The sequence below is a fragment of the uncultured Clostridium sp. genome (assembly GCF_963515715.1).
In the GTDB taxonomy this organism is placed as follows: Bacteria; Bacillota; Clostridia; order Clostridiales; family Clostridiaceae; genus Clostridium_AW.
The window spans coordinates 52,336-69,840 of record NZ_CAUPZS010000010.1 but is presented as its reverse complement, the minus strand read 5'-3'; the positions used below and the strand labels follow the sequence as shown (position 1 = coordinate 69,840).

Sequence of the window (17,505 nt, the reverse complement as noted above, 5' to 3'; positions counted from 1 at the left end):
ACTATCCATCCCTTTCAAAATATAAATTGCTTAAATTATTATTTCCAAAAAAATAAAAAATATTATGAAGACCCTCTCCATAATATTTTTTAAGCAACCCTTTTAAAATATATAAGTATTAAATTTTTATAAATGTTCCATTAAATTCTAGTTTATATTTCATTATCCAATAAATCTTCATAGCTTTGTCTTTTACAAACCAATCTAGAGGTTCCATTTTTTATAAATACCACAGGTGGTTTTGGTATTTTATTATAGTTATTACACATAGAATATCCATAAGCTCCTGTAGATAAAACAGCTAAAACATCCCCTCTATTAACTTGAGGCATAACTATATCAGTTAATAGTATATCCCCCGATTCGCAACATTTTCCTGCTATAGTAACCTTTTCTGAAACTTCTCCATTTATATTGTTTGCTACTAAACATTCATATTCTGCATTATATAAAGCTGGTCTTATATTATCTGTCATACCTCCATCTACGGATACATACTTTCTAATATTAGGTATATCTTTAATAGCTCCAACAGTATATAAAGTTATTCCTGCGTTACCTATAATTGATCTACCAGGCTCAATTGTTAATATAGGAAGCTCCATTTTAAGCTCTTTAGCTTTTTTTATAGCCCTATCTATTATAGAATTGCAATATTCTTCAGTAGTTTTAGGCTTATCTCCTGCTTTATAGTATATTCCAAAGCCGCCGCCTAAGTCTAATTCTTCTAGCTTGTAGTCAAATTTTTTATATACCTCATTGACTAATTCTAGCATGATATCTACTTCATCTTCAAAAGGTGTAGTTTCAAAAATTTGTGAACCTATATGACAATGTAATCCAATCAAATTAATATTTGAATATTTAATAGCCTTTTCTATGGCTTTAAAAGCCTCATCCTCAATTAATGTAAAACCAAACTTTGAGTCAACTTGACCTGTTTTTATATACTCATGAGTGTGAGCTTCAATACCTGGGCTAATTCTTAGAATTATCTTTTGAATTGTCCCTTTTTCTCTTGCTATTTCATTGATTATATCTATTTCGCCAAAACCATCTACTACAAATCTTCCTACTCCTAAATCTATGCCCATTTGAATTTCGTCTACAGTTTTATTGTTTCCATGAAAATATATCCTATCCATTGGGAACTCTGATTTATAAGCAGTATACAATTCTCCCCCAGATACTACATCTAGATATAATCCTTCTTCTTCTATTAATTTACACATAGCTTTAGTTAAAAAAGCCTTTCCTGCATAAGCTACCTTGTTGCCCATCTCTTGAACTTTAAAGTATTTATAATATTCTTTACAATTTTTTCTTATTAACCCTTCATCCATGGCATATAGAGGTGAACCATGTTCTTTTACTAAATCTATAGCACTTAATCCACCCATATATAAAGTGTTGTCTTGTACTTCTATATTTCCAAATAACCTCATTATACTCATCTCCTCTATAAATTTTTCTCGCCAACTCTCATCTCTATATAAAAGTAAATGGGAGTATTAGAACTTATTATCTATAGGGTAAAAATTAAAGCAGCTAAGGTACACCTTTAGCTGCAATTATAACAACTCTGTGACCCCTGTAGCTCTCCACCATAATAGTGACAACTTTACATATATTCTATGCAAAGCCAGAAAACAAATTGCCAGTGTTGCTTTCTTCGGCCATAGTTCCTTTTCTTATTCTTCATAGTGTGGCTTCTCCAAATAAGTACTATTAACTACAGCACCTCTACCCATAGGTAACTTTTGTATATTAAATTATTAAAAATAGTTTATCATACTCTATGCTATCTTTCAATAGTAATTACAGGTTATAGAATTCCTTAAAAGATTTTGTAATAAAATAATGGTCTTCAACTCCGCCTAATTCTCTTATTGAATGCATTCCAAGAATTGGGCTTCCAATATCTACAGATGGTATATTTATATGTGTTGATGATATAGGACCTATAGTTGAACCCCCTCTAGCATCAGAACGATTTACAAACTTCTGAACAGGAACTCTTGCTTTTTTACATATAGATTCATATATGGATGAAGAATAGCTATCTGTTGTGTAATTTTGATTAGCATTTGTTTTAATTACTGGTCCTTTATTAATCAACGGTCTGTTTATTGGATCCGCCTTTTCTGGAGAATTAGGATGAACTGCATGAGCTAAATCTGATGATATAATAAAGGATTTAGCTAAAGCTCTAAAATAAGGTTCTTTTCCTACTTCCTCTTTTTCTACTATTCTTTCTAATATACTAGATAAAAAAATTGAATCCGCTCCCTGTTTTGTTGAGCTCCCTACCTCTTCATTGTCAAAGAAAACTGCCATATTAGTACTCTTCCCTTTTTCACTCTCTATTAAAGCTTTAAGAGCTGCATGTACCATGGATAAATCATCTAGTCTTGAACAGGAAATAAACTCATTGTTCATTCCCATTGTGCAACCTTTTTCATATTCATATAAGAATAAATCAAAATCTAAAATGTCTTCTTTATTTAAATTTAACTCCTCACATATTAAATTAACTAGATAATCTTCTTTTTCTAATGAGTCATTTATAATACTCATCAGTGGAAGAGTATGCACTTGAGGATTAAGTTCAACACCTCTATTAACTTCTTTATTCATATGTATCGCTAAATTTGGTATTACTAGCAAAGGTTTTTTTATATTCACTAGTTTTTCAATAGGTTCCATTACCTTTTCCCCTTTTAATATTACCCTTCCAGCGATGGATAGAGGTCTATCTAACCAAGTATTTAATATTGGCCCTCCATATACTTCTGTATTTAATTTTAAATACGCTCCTTCACTAACCATATATGGATTTGGTTTTATCCTAAAGGTTGGAGAATCTGTGTGTGCACCAATGATCTTAAATCCATTTTCTACTACACTTTCACTTCCCGTTATGAATACTGCTATAGCAGATTCATTCTTTTTAACGTAATATTTTTCTCCACTTATTAAATCCCATTTATCTCTTTCTTTTAATTCTTTAAATCCACAATTCCTTAATATGTTTTCCACAGTTTCCACAGCATGAAAAGCTGTTGGACTACTGTATGAAAAATCTATAAGCTCTTCTGCTAACTTCAATTTTTCGTTCATTTTTAATACCTCCACAGCATATATCTTAACATTAGAATATCATAGTTTACTCATGAATTGTATTATTTTATTAATATTTGTTATAATATGCTATAATATTAAAATGTGTTTATTAAATTTCTTAAGAGGTGTTAAAATTGTTATCTGAAATTTTAGTTAAAACTTTTATTAAAGACTCTGAAAATACAAATACGGAAAATGTAAGAAATTCCTATGGTTTTCTAGGAAGTATTGTAGGTATAATAGTCAACACCATTTTATTTATAGTTAAATTATTTGTGGGTATAATAACAAAGAGTATATCTGTTACTGCTGATGCTTTTAATAACCTTTCTGACGCAACTTCTTCTCTAATAACTATGATAGGTTTTAAACTAGCTTCAAAGCCTGCAGATAAGGAACATCCTTTTGGCCATGGAAGAATAGAATATCTATCTGGATTAATTGTTTCATTTATGGTTATTTTGGTTGGTTTTGAATTTATTAAGTCTTCATATAGTAGAATAATCAATCCTATACCAGTTCAATTTAAAACCTTATCTTTTGTATTAATACTCTTGTCTATCGGAACGAAGGTTTGGTTAAGTAGGTTTAATAGTTTTATAGGTAAAAAAATTAATTCTACTGCCCTACAAGCTTCTTCACTTGATGCTTTAGGAGATGTGTTTACTTCAAGTTGCGTTGCTTTATCTTTAGTAATATCAAAATGGACCACTTTTCCTATAGACGGCTATATAGGAGTACTGGTTTCTCTTTTTATTATGTATTCAGGATACAATTTAATAAAAGACACTCTAAGCCCTCTATTAGGTGAAGCTCCTGATGAGGATTTAGTTAATAAAATAATTAATGGAGTATTAAGTTATAGGTATATATCTGGAGTACACGATTTAATTATACATAATTATGGGCCTGGTAAATTTATGGCATCAATTCACGCTGAAGTGCCTAAAGATATATCCTTAGTAAAAATACATGAAATAATTGATAGAGCAGAAAAAGAATTATCAGAAGAGCTTAATATTATACTAGTAATTCATATGGATCCTATAAACACAGATGATGAAGAAGTTAATTATGCTCGAGAAGAATTAGAAAAAATAATAAAAAATTATCCTGTAATAACCTCCCTTCACGACTTTAGAATTGTGGGAGAAGGAGAAAAAAAGAATTTAATATTTGATATAGTTATCGATTATAAACAACCCCTTACTGAGGAATTTCAAGCTAATATAATTGAAAACATAGATAGAGATATTAAAAATATTCATCCTCAGTATAATGCAGTAATTACCATAGATAGAGATTTTCTTTAAAAAATAATTTTTTCAACATAATGTAAGCATTAGCATAATATATATTGATTCTTATAATATGGAGAGTGAGTATGTTATGGTTAAAGAAAGACACTTATTCCCTGGAAGCAATACTTCCATAGGGTTTCATTCATTTTTTCAATATATTATACCCCTAAATGAAGCTAAAAGAATATTTTATATAAAAGGTGGCCCTGGAACTGGAAAATCCTTCCTCATGAAAAAAATAGGAAAAATGTTTAGTGAAAAGGGCTATTCCATTGAATACTTTCATTGTTCTTCTGACAATGAATCTCTAGACGGGGTAGTAATTAAAGAACTAGGAATTGCATTATTAGATGGTACAGCTCCTCACATCAATGACCCAAAAGTACCTGGTGGTTTAGATGAAATCATTAACTTTGGAACTTGCTTAAATGAAACTAATCTTTTTAAAGTAAAAGAAGAAATAATGAAGGTAGATGACAAAATTAAAGATAGCTTCAAAAGAGCATATGCTTATATAGGTGCTGCAAGAAAAGTTCATGATGATTGGAGGCACCATAATAGTAAAGCATTAGACAAAGATGGATTAAGAAAATTAAAAATAAATTTAAAAAATAGCATAATTAAAAACAATCTAGATAAAAAGGCAAATGAAAGACATCTATTTGCTACAGCTTTTACACCTAATGGCATAATAACTTATATAGATACTTTATATAAATATTGTAGTAAAACATACCTTCTAAAAGGCGGCCCCGGAACTGGAAAAACTGAATTGTTAAACTACATTAAAGAGGAAGCTCTGGTAAATGGATATGATGTTGAGATATTCCATGATCCTTTAAATCCAGAAAGAATTGAACATCTGATTTTGCCTGAATTAGACATAGCAGTACTGACTTCTAACGAAATAAATAAATTATCTCTATCCAGTGAAGAAATCGATATGGATTCCTTGCTAAATAAAGATTATATAGAATCTGTTAAAGATTTAATACTAGAAGATAGTGATAGCTTTTATAAATTATTAGATATAGGTCTTAAAAATTTATCAAATTGCAAAAATCTTCATGACGAACTTGAAAAATATTATGTTGATAACATAGATTTTCAATGTAGGGATGAAATCTCAGAAAAAATAATCAATAGACTTTTAAAATATTAAAATATTAAAAGGAAGCTAATCTAGCTTCCTTTTTTATCCGATGACTACCATCCGTAATACTCCCATCTTCTAATATTCTAATTTAAGAACCCTCAATTCATGTAAAGCTCTTGTTGCCATAACGTACATCATTTTCGAATAGTTATTAAAACCATCATCAATTATTATTACTCCATCAAATTCTAGGCCCTTAGCCAAGTATGATGATATAATTATCTCTCCTGAAGTATATATGGCATCTTCTCTATCTATAGTCTTTATATATATCTTACTTTTTATAAGATTGCTTACATATTGGGTGGCATTATCGTTTTTACATATTACAGCAATGGTCTCTAATCCCTTATCTTTAAATTCTTTTATAGTACTTAGAAGTGTATCTTGAAGTTCCTTTTCCTCATGTATGCTTTTTACTATTACTTCCTCTCCCCTTCTAACTAGTGGGATTATTTCATTTTCACCTAAATAAGTATTAGCATATTTCATTATTTCTTGGGTGGATCTATAGCTTTTATTTAAAGGGTATCTTTCTACATTTTCAAGTTCCATATATTCCTCTAAATAATCCATAGCTATTTTATCCTCATAAGGAATCAACCTTTGATTGCTATCTCCAACTATAGTGAAATATTTACATCTTGTTAGTTTTTTAATCACAATTAACTGTAGTGGATTATAATCTTGCGCTTCATCTATAACTACATGTCTTATATCATCTTTATATGTGAGCCCTTCTAGATTAATTTTCAAATATAATATAGGTGCCAAGTCATCCACCGTTAAATATCCATCTTTATTAAATTCTATATACATATTTACTACATCATCATTCTTTAACCAATGGAGTCTCTTCTTAGCTTCCATAACCTCAGAAATTACATTTCTAATATTAAGCCTTCTCTGGAACTCCAATTGATTTCCATGAGCATTTAGTTCTTCTGGTGTCATTTTCGCTACAGTTTCTTTGTAATTTTTTTCTATTTCTCTTACTTTTTCATCCCTAGCATCTCTAATTTTAGTATATATAACTCTCTTTATTCTTTTACTTCTCTTAAATAGAGGCATGGTTTTAAAGTATTTATTAAACATTTCTTCTATTTCTTCTTTAGTTAATATTACATTATCAAAGAATGTTACATCTTCAACTTTAAAATAATTGTTATTGATATGCTCTAAAAAGAGATCTAATTCTTTAAGATATTCGTAAGAGCCTTTATGTTTAGCTTTTTCTATAAACTCTTCATCCTCTTGAATTATTTTCTCCATGTACTCTTTTAGACCCATTATCTCCTCTATGTTTATCAAGGATATAGCAAAATCTACAAAAGTACTCTGTTTAACTCCAACCTCGCCTAAGCTTGGTAAAACCATTGAAATATATTCCATAAATATATTATTAGGGCCAAGTATAAGTACTCTATCTTGGAGAATATCTCTATAATTATACAATAAGTATGCAATTCTATGAAGAGCTATTGTAGTTTTACCGCTACCTGCTACTCCATCTACTATTATAGTTTTATTATAAGGTTGCCTTATCAAATTATCCTGCTCTTCTTGTATAGTCATTACTATATCTTTAAGTTTATCACTTGAATTGCTACTCAATACCATTTGAAGTATTTCATCCTTTATATCAAGAGCAGAGTCAAATAACCCTAAAAGCTTTCCTCTTTTTACTATTAGTTGTCTTTTCCCTAATATATCTACTTTAATTTCTCCTGCAGGTGCCTTATAAGAGGCCTCTCCTAGTTTACCAGTGTAAAATAACGCTGATACAGGGGATCGCCAGTCTATAACTATAGGTTCATAAGTCTCTTTTGGCGTTAACCCAAACCTACCCACATAAATACGCTCTTCATCCATAGAATTATCTTCTATAAAATCTACTTTCCCAAAATAGGGAGAAGAAGCTAATATGGTTAGCTCCTTTAATTTCTTGTCTATAAATCTAAATTGTTCTTCTAATATATATCTTTCATGATCAAAATATTCTGCTACCTGGTCTTCATCTTTTCTATATTCTTCAACATCATCTTTTCTATAGTTTGTTATATGATCTATTATTTTTTTTCTACTGTTTATTAATTGGTTTATCTCATTATTTATTATAGTAATAGTATCTTCTAACTTTTCTTTTTCAATGTTGAATTCTATTTCCTTTTGAAGTTCCTTTTCAATTTCAGAATTAATCATTATTTCACCACCACCCTAATTATTCTTCTTCCTGGGTAGATTCCTTCTCACCTTTTATTATAGCCATAAATTCATCGCCCATGATAGTTTCTTTTTCTAATAGTCTTTCCGTAATCTTATTTAATAACTCTCTATTTTCTGCTAATACATCTATTGCCTTTTTATGAGCTTCTTTTATTATTTTTAAGGTTTCTTCATCGATAATAGCCTCTGTTTCAGCACTACAATTTCTAACAGGTCTTCCATCCAAATATCTGCTTGATGTGGATTCTAATCCCATCATATCAAATTTTTCAGTCATTCCATAAATAGTTACCATGCTCCTTGCGGTAGCTGTAGCCTTTTCAATATCATTTGATGCACCAGTAGATATACTATTAAGTACTACTTCTTCTGCTGCCCTTCCTCCTAGCATGACACAAATTTGATCAAACATTTCTTCTTTAGTTATTAAATACTTCTCCTCTGCTGGAAGCTGCATAGTATATCCTAGCGCTCCCATTGTCCTTGGTACAATAGTAATTTTGTGAACTGGATCAGTATTATTAAGCAATGCAGCTACTAAGGCGTGGCCAACTTCATGGAAAGCCACTGCTCTTTTTTCTTTAGGAGATAATATCCTGTCCTTCTTTTCCTTTCCTGCAATTATAACTTCTACAGCTTCATTTAAATCCTCTTGTATAACTTCTTTTCTATTATTTTTTACTGCTCTTAAAGCTGCTTCATTTATTATATTTGCTAAGTCTGCTCCTACAGCACCTGAAGTTGATTTTGCTATAGCATTTAAATCCACATTCTCTGATACCTTAACTCCCTTTATGTGAACCTTTAATATTTCTTCTCTACCTTTCAAGTCAGGTCTATCTACAATAACTCTTCTATCGAATCTACCTGGTCTTAAAAGAGCCTTGTCTAAAATCTCTGGTCTGTTTGTTGCAGCTAAAATTACTACCCCTTTAGAGGAATCGAAACCATCCATTTCAGCTAACAACTGATTTAACGTTTGCTCTCTTTCATCATTTCCACCTAAATTTCCATCTCTGCTTTTACCTATAGCATCTATTTCATCTATAAAAATTATACATGGTGCCTTTTCTTGAGCCTGATTAAATAGATCCCTTACCCTAGCAGCACCCATACCCACAAACATTTCCACAAAGCCTGACCCAGATATGGAGAAGAAAGGAACCTTTGCCTCCCCTGCAACAGCTTTAGCTAAAAGTGTCTTACCTGTTCCAGGAGGACCTACGAGCAATGCGCCTTTAGGCAGTCTTGCACCAATTTCCCCATATTTTTTAGGATTGTGAAGAAAATCAACTATCTCCACAAGGGATTCCTTAGCCTCTTCTTGACCTGCCACGTCTTTAAAGGTTACACCTGTTTCATTTTCAGCATAAATTTTAGCAGTATTTTTCCCAAATGACATAACACCACTACCCATTTTCTTATCTATCTTACTAAACATCACTCTTCCTATAGCCGCCAAAATTAAAAATGGTAAAATCCAAGTTAATATAAAGCTTTTAATAGGACTATCTTGCTTAATTACAACTCCATCATAGAGAATATTAGCCTTATCTAATCTTTCTATCAACTTTTCATCCTCAACTATCTTGCCTGTATAAAGTATCTTTCCCTCATCTTTTGTACCTTCTTTAGGATGTATTATAATTTTATCTGTAGCAATTTGTACTTCTTTTATTTGATTCTCTTGAACCATACTATTAAATTCTGGATATTTTATGTGTCTAACTTGATTATTTACTACATAATCATTAATCATAAATACAACTAAAGTAACAGCAATAGCATAATAAATTATATATTTGAATTTATTGTCATCAAACTTATTATTCTTATCTTTGTTATTCTTATTATTTAGCATCTTCTTCCTCCATATTTAAATTTAATCATGTATCCTCTCTTTAAAAGACTGCATACATTAGTTTTTAATAGCTGTATCTTAATTATAATAAATAATTATACATTTAAAAATATTGTTTACAATAGTTTTAAATAGAGTTTTTATTTTATACACAAATTACTTTAAATTTAATTTTGCTAAAGCTTCTGCAAGAGCTGAGTTTATAGGCGCTTCACTTTCCTCTTTCATTTTTTTCATATATCTTGAAACTTCTTTTTTATTTAACTTACCTTCATTTTCTTTAAATCTTTTATTGAATGAAGAAAGTTTTTCTCTGAAGGTACAATTTCCGCATACATAAATCTGTCCTTCACCCTCTCCTTTAAGTTCCAGTCTTTTATGACATTCAGGACATCTAACATTAGTGAATCTACTGATATTCTGTCTTTTGCCACATTCTCTATCTTGACACACAAGTATCTTACCGTGTTTACCATTAACCTCAAGCATATACTTACCACAATCAGGGCATTTAGTTCCCGTTAAATTGTTGTGTACATATTTATCTCTACTACCCTTTACATCTTCTACAAGTTTTGAAGAGTAACCTCTCATTTTATCTATAAACTCTCTATCACTAATCTTACCTTTACTTATTGAGTCCAGTTCCTTTTCCCATTTCGCAGTTAACACAGGAGATTTTAAATCTTCAGGTACTAAATCTACAATCTGTTTTCCTTTTGATGTTGGGATTATTTCTTTTCCTTTTTTCTCTACATAAAAGGAGTTATAAAGTTTTTCTATTATATCCGCTCTTGTGGCAACGGTTCCTAGCCCACCTGTTTCCCCTAATGTCTTTGCATGCTCTTTATTTAAGCTGATATATTTTTGAGGATTTTCCATGGCTGATAAAAGCGTTCCTTCATTAAATCTTGCAGGTGGTTTTGTTTGACCTTTGTTTATACTAACTGAAATAAAACTTATGGCATCTCCCTTATTAACCTTTGGAAGGTTCTGATCTTTAACCTCATCTTCACCATCCAAATTTTCATCTACTACTTCTTCTTTATCATAAATAGCTTTCCAGCCTTTTGATTTAATATTTTTACCATTAGCTATAAATGTTTCTCCACTAACCTCTGCTTTAATAGTGGTTTGCATATATTCAAAAGGTGCAAGCATAACACTTAAAAAACGTTTAATAACTAAATCATATATCTTTCTTTCTTCATTGCTCAAATATGCTAAATTAATCCTTTGCTCCGTCGGAATTATAGCATGGTGATCTGATACTTTACTATCATCTACAAAGCCCTTATGAGCTTTAATCTTATCTTTTAATATATCGTTGGCAAATTTACTATATTGACCTACAGCTATAGATTTTAATCTAAGTGGAAGTGTAGGTACAATATCATTAGAAATATATCTAGAATCCGTTCTTGGATAAGTTAATACCTTATGATTTTCATATAATCTTTGCATTATAGAAAGCGTTTCTTTTGCAGAATATCCAAATATCCTATTGGCATCTCTCTGTAGCTCCGTTAAATCATAAAGTGCTGGAGCATATTGCTTTTTATCCTTTTCTAATACTTCAACTATTCTACCACTCTGGCCACTAACCTTAGCTACAACCTCTTTTGCAACATTTTCATCAAAGGTATAGAACTGCCCCCCTTTATTTTGCCAACGAAGAGTAAAGCCCTTGCTACTAGCACCTATGCTATATTGAGCTCTCGGCTTAAAGTTTTTAATTTCCTCTTCCCTCTCCACTATTAGCGCAAGGGTTGGTGTCTGAACCCTTCCAGCAGAAAGCTGAGCATTATATTTACATGTTAATGCTCTTGTAACGTTAAGGCCTACAAGCCAGTCTGCTTCTGCTCTACATACTGCAGACCTGTATAGATTTTCATAATTCTTTCCTGGCTTCAAATTATTAAAACCGTCAATTATAGCTTTATCTGTTTGAGATGAAATCCAAAGACGTTTTATAGGTTTTCTAAAACCTACTTTTTCAACAATCCATCTAGCAACCAGCTCTCCTTCTCTTCCAGCATCCGTTGCTATAACAAGCTCATCTACGTCATTTCTAGTCATTACTTTCTTTACCTGACTGAACTGTTTCCCAGTCTTTCCTATAACATTAAGCTTCATCCTTTTAGGTAGCATTGGAAGAGTATCCATGCTCCATTTTTTGTATTTATCATCATAAGCTTCGGGGTCTGCTAGGGTAACCAAATGCCCTAATGCCCAAGTTACAATATATTTATTTCCTTCTAAATATCCATTTCCTTTTGTATTACACTTTAAAACCCTCGCTAAATCTCTACCTACACTTGGCTTCTCTGCCAAAACTAAAATCTTTCCCATAATTTTTTCCTCCATATTAACGTTTATAATGACCATATAAAAAAAGGGTACCTTAGTTTTAAAGATACCCTTCATAATTACATGATTTTATTTAATACATTATTTATTTTCTAATAGTAAACTAAAATAACTACTTTATCAATTTTATGTTTAACTTCTATATTTAATAATTAATATAATTATAACATAATAATTATATTAATTATATTTTTTTATGTTCTTAATGTATTTTATATTAATTTATTGATTACATTGTAACTTGGGTTTCCACATATCCTACTTTTTCCATCCACTTTTCATCAATATTATTCATATATCTTCTATTGCTTTTCATATTTTTACTTTTAAATATTGCCGTCTCTATAGTAGCTAAAAGTTTTTTTTCGCTTATAGGTTTTGCCACATATCCCATAATGCCAATTTCATCTCCAGCATCTATAAGTTCTTCTATATTTTGTTCTGTTATAATTATAATGCAATTTGTTATTCCCTCTTCGATAATAGTTTTTGAGGCTTCTAGTCCATCAAGTACAGGCATGCTTATATCCATAACAATTAAATCTGGATTAACTTTTTTAGAAATCTCCACTGCACTTAATCCATCGGAGACTGTGCCTACAACTTCGTAGCCTTCCTCCATCAAAATCTCTGAAATATCCATTCTAGTAATAGGTTCATCATCGGCTATTACTATTCTTTTACTCATCAATTTTTCCTCCTTTAGGTTAATGAACTTCATTATAAAGACTCCTCCTTAAGTAGATTATATCAATTTTACCATATTTTAACATCATATGCGTTACCTATATTACTTATGTTGCCTATTTTAAAGTTATTATATTACATTCTTGTAATGGAAGATGTGTTATAATGTTAAAGAAAAAAATTTATAAGTAAATCATCTTATAAAATACTATATAAAAAATTTAATCTAGTAAATAATAATTTCTAAATACATAAACAAAAGGAGATAAGTATGACGATATCATTTGATAAACTAAATTTAAACCCTCAATTAGTTGATGGGTTAAACAAAGGTGGTATAAAAATCCCCACAGATATTCAAGTAAAAGCCATTCCTCTAGCCTTAGAGAATAAAGATATTATAGGACAGTCCCAGACTGGAAGTGGTAAGACTCTAGCCTATTTACTTCCTATATTTCAAAAAATAAATACTGAAAAAAGAGAAATGCAAGCTATTATATTAGCTCCAACCCATGAATTGGTTATGCAAATAGACAGTGAAATAAAACTTTTAGCTACAAATTCTGAAATTCCTGTGACTTCAACCCCTATAATAGGAGAGGTTAATGTAAAAAGACAAATAGAAAAACTAAAAGAAAAACCTCATATAATTGTAGGATCTACAGGAAGAATATTTGAACTTATAAAAATGAAAAAAATCAGCGCCCATACTATAAAAACTATAGTTATAGATGAAGGCGATAGATTGCTAGACCAAAACAACTTACTTCGCGTAAAAGATGTAATAAAAACAACAATGAGAGATAGGCAACTTATGACCTTCTCAGCTACAATAAACAATAGAACTTTAGATATAGCAAAGGGTTTAATGAAAGATCCCGAAGTCATAACTATAGAAGAAAAAGTTCAAGTTAACGAAAATATTAATCATTTTTATGTAACCTGTGAACAAAGAGACAAGATTGAGATTTTAAGAAAATTAGTAGCTGCAACGAAACCTAAAAAAGGTATAATCTTCATAAATAAACCAGATGAAATAGAAATAACTACAGCAAAACTTCAATATCATCATATCAATGCTTATGGAATATATGGAAATGCTTCAAAGGAAGAAAGAAAAAAAGCTTTAGATGGTTTTAGAAGTGGTAAATTTCAATTATTAGTAGCCTCTGATTTAGCAGCTAGAGGATTAGATGTAAAAGAAGTGACTCATATATTTAATTTAGACTTACCACAGGATTCAAAAGAATACATACATAGGTCAGGTAGAACTGGAAGAGCAGGTAGTTTAGGTACTACTATTTCTATAGCTACAGAAAAGGAAGTTTCCTCAATTAAAAAATACGAAAAGGATTTAAATATAAAAATTATAGGCAAATCTATATATAAGGGAAATTTAATAGATATAGATAACTCTAATAAAACAATTAATAAAAAACGAGATAATAACTCAAAAAAATTTAAATAATTTATGAAAATGCATTTATAACTTAAGTTGTAAATGTATTTTTTTATATTTTTAAGGTAATGATAAATTAAAGTCAAAAATTTTCTCATATTATTTAAATATTTTTATATTTTATACACACAATATATATGAATTAATTTTTATTTTAAAGGAGGAAATGATTATGGCCAATAAAAATGCTGAAGGTACTAATTCTACTATAATGGGTTATATAATAAGACTTATATTAACTGCTATAGTGCTTGCAATAACATCTTTCTTTACACCTGGCTTTACTATAGTAGGGTTTTGGCCAATGATATTAGCAGCAGTTGTAATTACAATAATAGACGCTTTAGTAGAAAGCTTTATGGGTGCAGATGCATCACCTTTTGGAAAGGGCTTTAAGGGATTTGTTATAGCAGCTATAATAATATATGTAACTCAACTTTTTGTACCTCATATGAGAGTATCAATAATTGGTGCTATATTGGCGGCTCTAGTTATTGGAATAATAGACGCATTATTACCTGGAAGGGTTATGTAGTCTTACTATTATTTTATGCTTTTTTAAAATTAACAAGCTGGTTTTTAAAAACCAGCTTGTTCTTTTACTAATTCTTTCTTATCTATATAAAAATTATATAAAAGTCCTAATAGTATAAGAATACTTCCTAAAATCTTTCCTTTTGATACCATATTCATTGTTAAATAGTCTATAACTATACCTGTTCCAAGTTGTCCTATGAAAATCAATAAAGTTGAATATATAGTTGGAATATTAGGGATTATAATATTAGAAGTTGCCACTACTATGACCCCTATTGCTCCTCCTAAATATGCCCATAAGGGTACGCTCTGCAAGTGATTAAAGGGTATACCTATTCCACCATATTTAATTAAAAGCACTACAAAAATGCCTATCAATCCTACAATATAATTTATAAAAGTTCCTTGGAGCACTCCAATTTTTTTGCCCAAACTAGAGTTAATTACCATAGATAAAATAACTAAAGCTCCAGTTATAAAGGCGATTATAATACTTATCATATCTCACCCTCCTAATATATAACCATAACAACTATTCCTGCAAAAATCACCAAAAAACCAAATATCTTTTCCACTTTAAACTTACTTACATCCATATTAAACAATCCAAAGTGATCTATTATTCCTGACATTATGAGTTGTCCAAATAGACCTAATGACAACGTAAGAGCCGCTCCCAATTTATTAAAGGATATATTATTAAATAGTACAACAAAAACCCCAATGGCTCCTCCGCTGAAAAGATATTTAGGAATCTCTTTTTTTAAATTAATTTTTTCTTTTCTTAATAACAAAAGTAAACTTATAGATATAAGACCTACCACATGTATTATTAATACTGATTTATAATCTCCTACACCCTTGGCTAAAACACCATTTATAGTGACCATGATTGTAATTAAAAATCCTATAATTACGGAACCTAACTTATACATACATTTACTCTCCATTTCAAATTATTTCTGCTTACTTAATGTTATAATATAAATAAAATCATATAATAGGACATATGTCATAATTTTATTAATTATTTTAGTTTATCCGATGACTAGCATCCGTAATACTCCCATCTTCTACAGTGGGAGATAACGGATGCTACGTCTCTGGATAAGTTCTTCTAAGCTTCAGTTGGAGTAAGTATTCCTTTTAAGCAAACTCCAGCTGAAGCTAAGAATCACTTGATATAAGTATAAAATTTACCTTGAGGTGATAGTCTTGCAAAAAATTACGGACAAAAATAAACTTAGATATTATATTGATAAATACAATATTAAAGATATGTTTTTAAAGGATATGACGGAATACATGGAATTGCATATGTTCGATAAAAATGAGCATATATGTAAATCAGACGAAAGGCTAGAGTATTTTTATTTTTTAGTAAAGGGTAAAACTAAGGTTTATTTGCTACTTAAAAATGGGAAATCACTCTTATTAAGATTTTATAAGCCTCTTAGTATAATAGGAGATATTGAAATTGTTAGTGATAGTTATACCAATTCAAATGTTCAAGTATTAGAAAAAGCTTTGTGTGTTTGCATACCTATGAAAGTACTGCGCCAATTCGCCCTTGATGATACCTTATTTTTAAGATATATAATAAATAGTTTAGGAGATAAGTTAGATAAAAATTCAAAAGTTAGTTCCATTAATCTTTTCTACCCTCTAGAAAATAGGCTAGCCAGCTATCTTTTAGCCGTTTCTTCATCTAAAGATGAATGGAGTGATACTATTAACGGAATTTCAACAGATAAGTTAACTGAAATGGCAGATCTACTTGGTAGCAGTTATAGACATCTTCATAGAACCATAAATAAATTATGCAGTGATAGAATAATTAAAAAAGATAAGAATTCTATAATTATATTAGATGGTGAAGCTTTAGAAAAATTGGCTGGGGATATATATGAGTAAAATTTTTATATAAACTTTATAGAATCCTTAAAATTATCCTGTATCTTTATATTATCAATAAAAATACAGGAGGAATTTATATGAATTCAACTACTCTTAAGCTTTTTGCTATTATAGCAATGCTTTTAGATCATATCGGAACTATTCTTTATCCACAAGTTATAATTTTTAAGCTAATAGGAAGGCTTGCCTTTCCCATATTCTGCTTTTTTATTGCAGAAGGATATTTAAAAACTAGAAATAAAAAGAAGTACATGCTAAGGTTGTTTATTTGCGCTTTAATATCTCAAATACCTTTTACATTAGCATTTAGACAAGCTTTTGGAGAAAACTTTCTTGCACTGAATACTATTTTTGATTTGTTTTTGGGACTTATAGCTATATACCTTTATGATAATTCTAAAAGTAAATATAGAATCGCCTTTGTTTGGGTTATTGCCATTGCAGCTTTCTTCTTGCGCATAGACGGAGACTTCACTGGAGTATTTAGCATTTACTTCTTCTTTAAATACCATGATAATTTTAAAGATATGGCGAAGAATCAAATATTTCTTATACTCATGTCTCAACTGGCTTATAGCGGTATTTTATTTTTAATGGGTGTACCTGTTAAATATATACTGTCCTTAGATGTACTTATGCAACTTTTAGCCATATTAGCATTAATACCAATAAAACTATACAATGGAGAAAAAGGCTTTAATATAAAATATTTGTTTTACGCTTTCTATCCAGTTCACCTTTCATTATTATATTTAATAAAGATAATGTAAAAAATCTAGAGGAATATACAGGAATAAAACTAAATTTTTAATCTATCATTATTTTAATTTTCTCAGTTTTAATTGCACAAATTTTAATTATATAAAAA

At 30.0% G+C, this 17,505-nt stretch carries 14 protein-coding genes and 1 riboswitch; of the genes, 6 read left to right on the top strand and 8 right to left on the bottom strand.

Going from position 1 to position 17,505, the window contains the following annotated elements:
- Positions 1–152: 152 nt before the first annotated feature.
- Together lysA and RYO54_RS09185 are read right to left on the bottom strand one after the other, a co-directional pair.
- Positions 153–1,445, bottom strand: a complete 1,293-nt coding sequence (gene lysA / locus RYO54_RS09190) for a diaminopimelate decarboxylase (protein WP_315117856.1) — start codon at positions 1,443–1,445, stop codon at positions 153–155.
- Positions 1,446–1,586: 141 nt separating this feature from the next.
- Positions 1,587–1,754: riboswitch (Lysine riboswitch) on the bottom strand.
- Between the two features lie 64 nt (positions 1,755–1,818).
- Positions 1,819–3,120, bottom strand: coding sequence for a M18 family aminopeptidase (locus RYO54_RS09185; protein WP_315117854.1), 1,302 nt, complete (start codon positions 3,118–3,120; stop codon positions 1,819–1,821).
- A gap of 137 nt (positions 3,121–3,257) precedes the next feature.
- Here RYO54_RS09185 and RYO54_RS09180 point away from each other — a divergent pair, with 137 nt between their 5' ends.
- On the top strand, positions 3,258–4,436 hold the full coding sequence (locus RYO54_RS09180) for a cation diffusion facilitator family transporter (protein WP_315117853.1): 1,179 nt from the start codon (positions 3,258–3,260) through the stop codon (positions 4,434–4,436).
- A gap of 58 nt (positions 4,437–4,494) precedes the next feature.
- A complete protein-coding gene (locus tag RYO54_RS09175; protein ID WP_315117851.1) occupies positions 4,495–5,586 on the top strand; it encodes a PRK06851 family protein in 1,092 nt (363 codons plus the stop codon).
- Positions 5,587–5,655: 69 nt separating this feature from the next.
- On the opposite strand, the gene RYO54_RS09170 is transcribed toward RYO54_RS09175, so the two are convergent.
- The 4 genes from RYO54_RS09170 to RYO54_RS09155 all read right to left on the bottom strand — a co-directional run bounded on the left by RYO54_RS09170 (position 5,656) and on the right by RYO54_RS09155 (position 12,725).
- The gene (locus tag RYO54_RS09170) at positions 5,656–7,782 is read right to left on the bottom strand and encodes a UvrD-helicase domain-containing protein (protein ID WP_315117848.1); all 2,127 of its coding nucleotides are present in this window, start codon (positions 7,780–7,782) and stop codon (positions 5,656–5,658) included.
- Positions 7,783–7,801: 19 nt separating this feature from the next.
- A complete protein-coding gene (gene ftsH / locus RYO54_RS09165; protein ID WP_315117845.1) occupies positions 7,802–9,667 on the bottom strand; it encodes an ATP-dependent zinc metalloprotease FtsH in 1,866 nt (621 codons plus the stop codon).
- A 156-nt stretch (positions 9,668–9,823) separates the two neighbouring features.
- Positions 9,824–12,019 (bottom strand): DNA topoisomerase III, encoded by a 2,196-nt coding sequence (locus RYO54_RS09160; protein WP_315117843.1) that lies wholly within the window; start codon positions 12,017–12,019, stop codon positions 9,824–9,826.
- Positions 12,020–12,266: 247 nt separating this feature from the next.
- Positions 12,267–12,725 (bottom strand): response regulator, encoded by a 459-nt coding sequence (locus tag RYO54_RS09155; protein WP_315117840.1) that lies wholly within the window; start codon positions 12,723–12,725, stop codon positions 12,267–12,269.
- A 270-nt stretch (positions 12,726–12,995) separates the two neighbouring features.
- Between RYO54_RS09155 and RYO54_RS09150 the strand changes: the two genes are divergently transcribed.
- Together RYO54_RS09150 and RYO54_RS09145 are read left to right on the top strand one after the other, a co-directional pair.
- Positions 12,996–14,192 carry a DEAD/DEAH box helicase gene (locus RYO54_RS09150; protein ID WP_315117838.1) on the top strand — a complete coding sequence of 399 codons (1,197 nt, stop codon included), beginning with the start codon at positions 12,996–12,998 and terminating at the stop codon, positions 14,190–14,192.
- A 163-nt stretch (positions 14,193–14,355) separates the two neighbouring features.
- Complete coding sequence (locus RYO54_RS09145; RefSeq protein WP_399549278.1) at positions 14,356–14,718, top strand: phage holin family protein; 363 nt, start codon at positions 14,356–14,358, stop codon at positions 14,716–14,718.
- A 44-nt stretch (positions 14,719–14,762) separates the two neighbouring features.
- Here the strand turns inward: RYO54_RS09145 and RYO54_RS09140 are convergent, their stop codons facing one another.
- Together RYO54_RS09140 and RYO54_RS09135 are read right to left on the bottom strand one after the other, a co-directional pair.
- On the bottom strand, positions 14,763–15,221 hold the full coding sequence (locus RYO54_RS09140; protein WP_315117834.1) for a DMT family transporter: 459 nt from the start codon (positions 15,219–15,221) through the stop codon (positions 14,763–14,765).
- A gap of 11 nt (positions 15,222–15,232) precedes the next feature.
- Entirely contained in the window at positions 15,233–15,655 is a 423-nt protein-coding gene (locus RYO54_RS09135; RefSeq protein ID WP_315117832.1) for a DMT family transporter, read from the bottom strand.
- Between the two features lie 280 nt (positions 15,656–15,935).
- Here RYO54_RS09135 and RYO54_RS09130 point away from each other — a divergent pair, with 280 nt between their 5' ends.
- Together RYO54_RS09130 and RYO54_RS09125 are read left to right on the top strand one after the other, a co-directional pair.
- Complete coding sequence (locus RYO54_RS09130) at positions 15,936–16,634, top strand: cyclic nucleotide-binding domain-containing protein (protein WP_315117830.1); 699 nt, start codon at positions 15,936–15,938, stop codon at positions 16,632–16,634.
- A gap of 80 nt (positions 16,635–16,714) precedes the next feature.
- Positions 16,715–17,407 (top strand): TraX family protein, encoded by a 693-nt coding sequence (locus tag RYO54_RS09125; RefSeq protein WP_315117828.1) that lies wholly within the window; start codon positions 16,715–16,717, stop codon positions 17,405–17,407.
- The last annotated feature ends 98 nt before the right edge of the window (positions 17,408–17,505 follow it).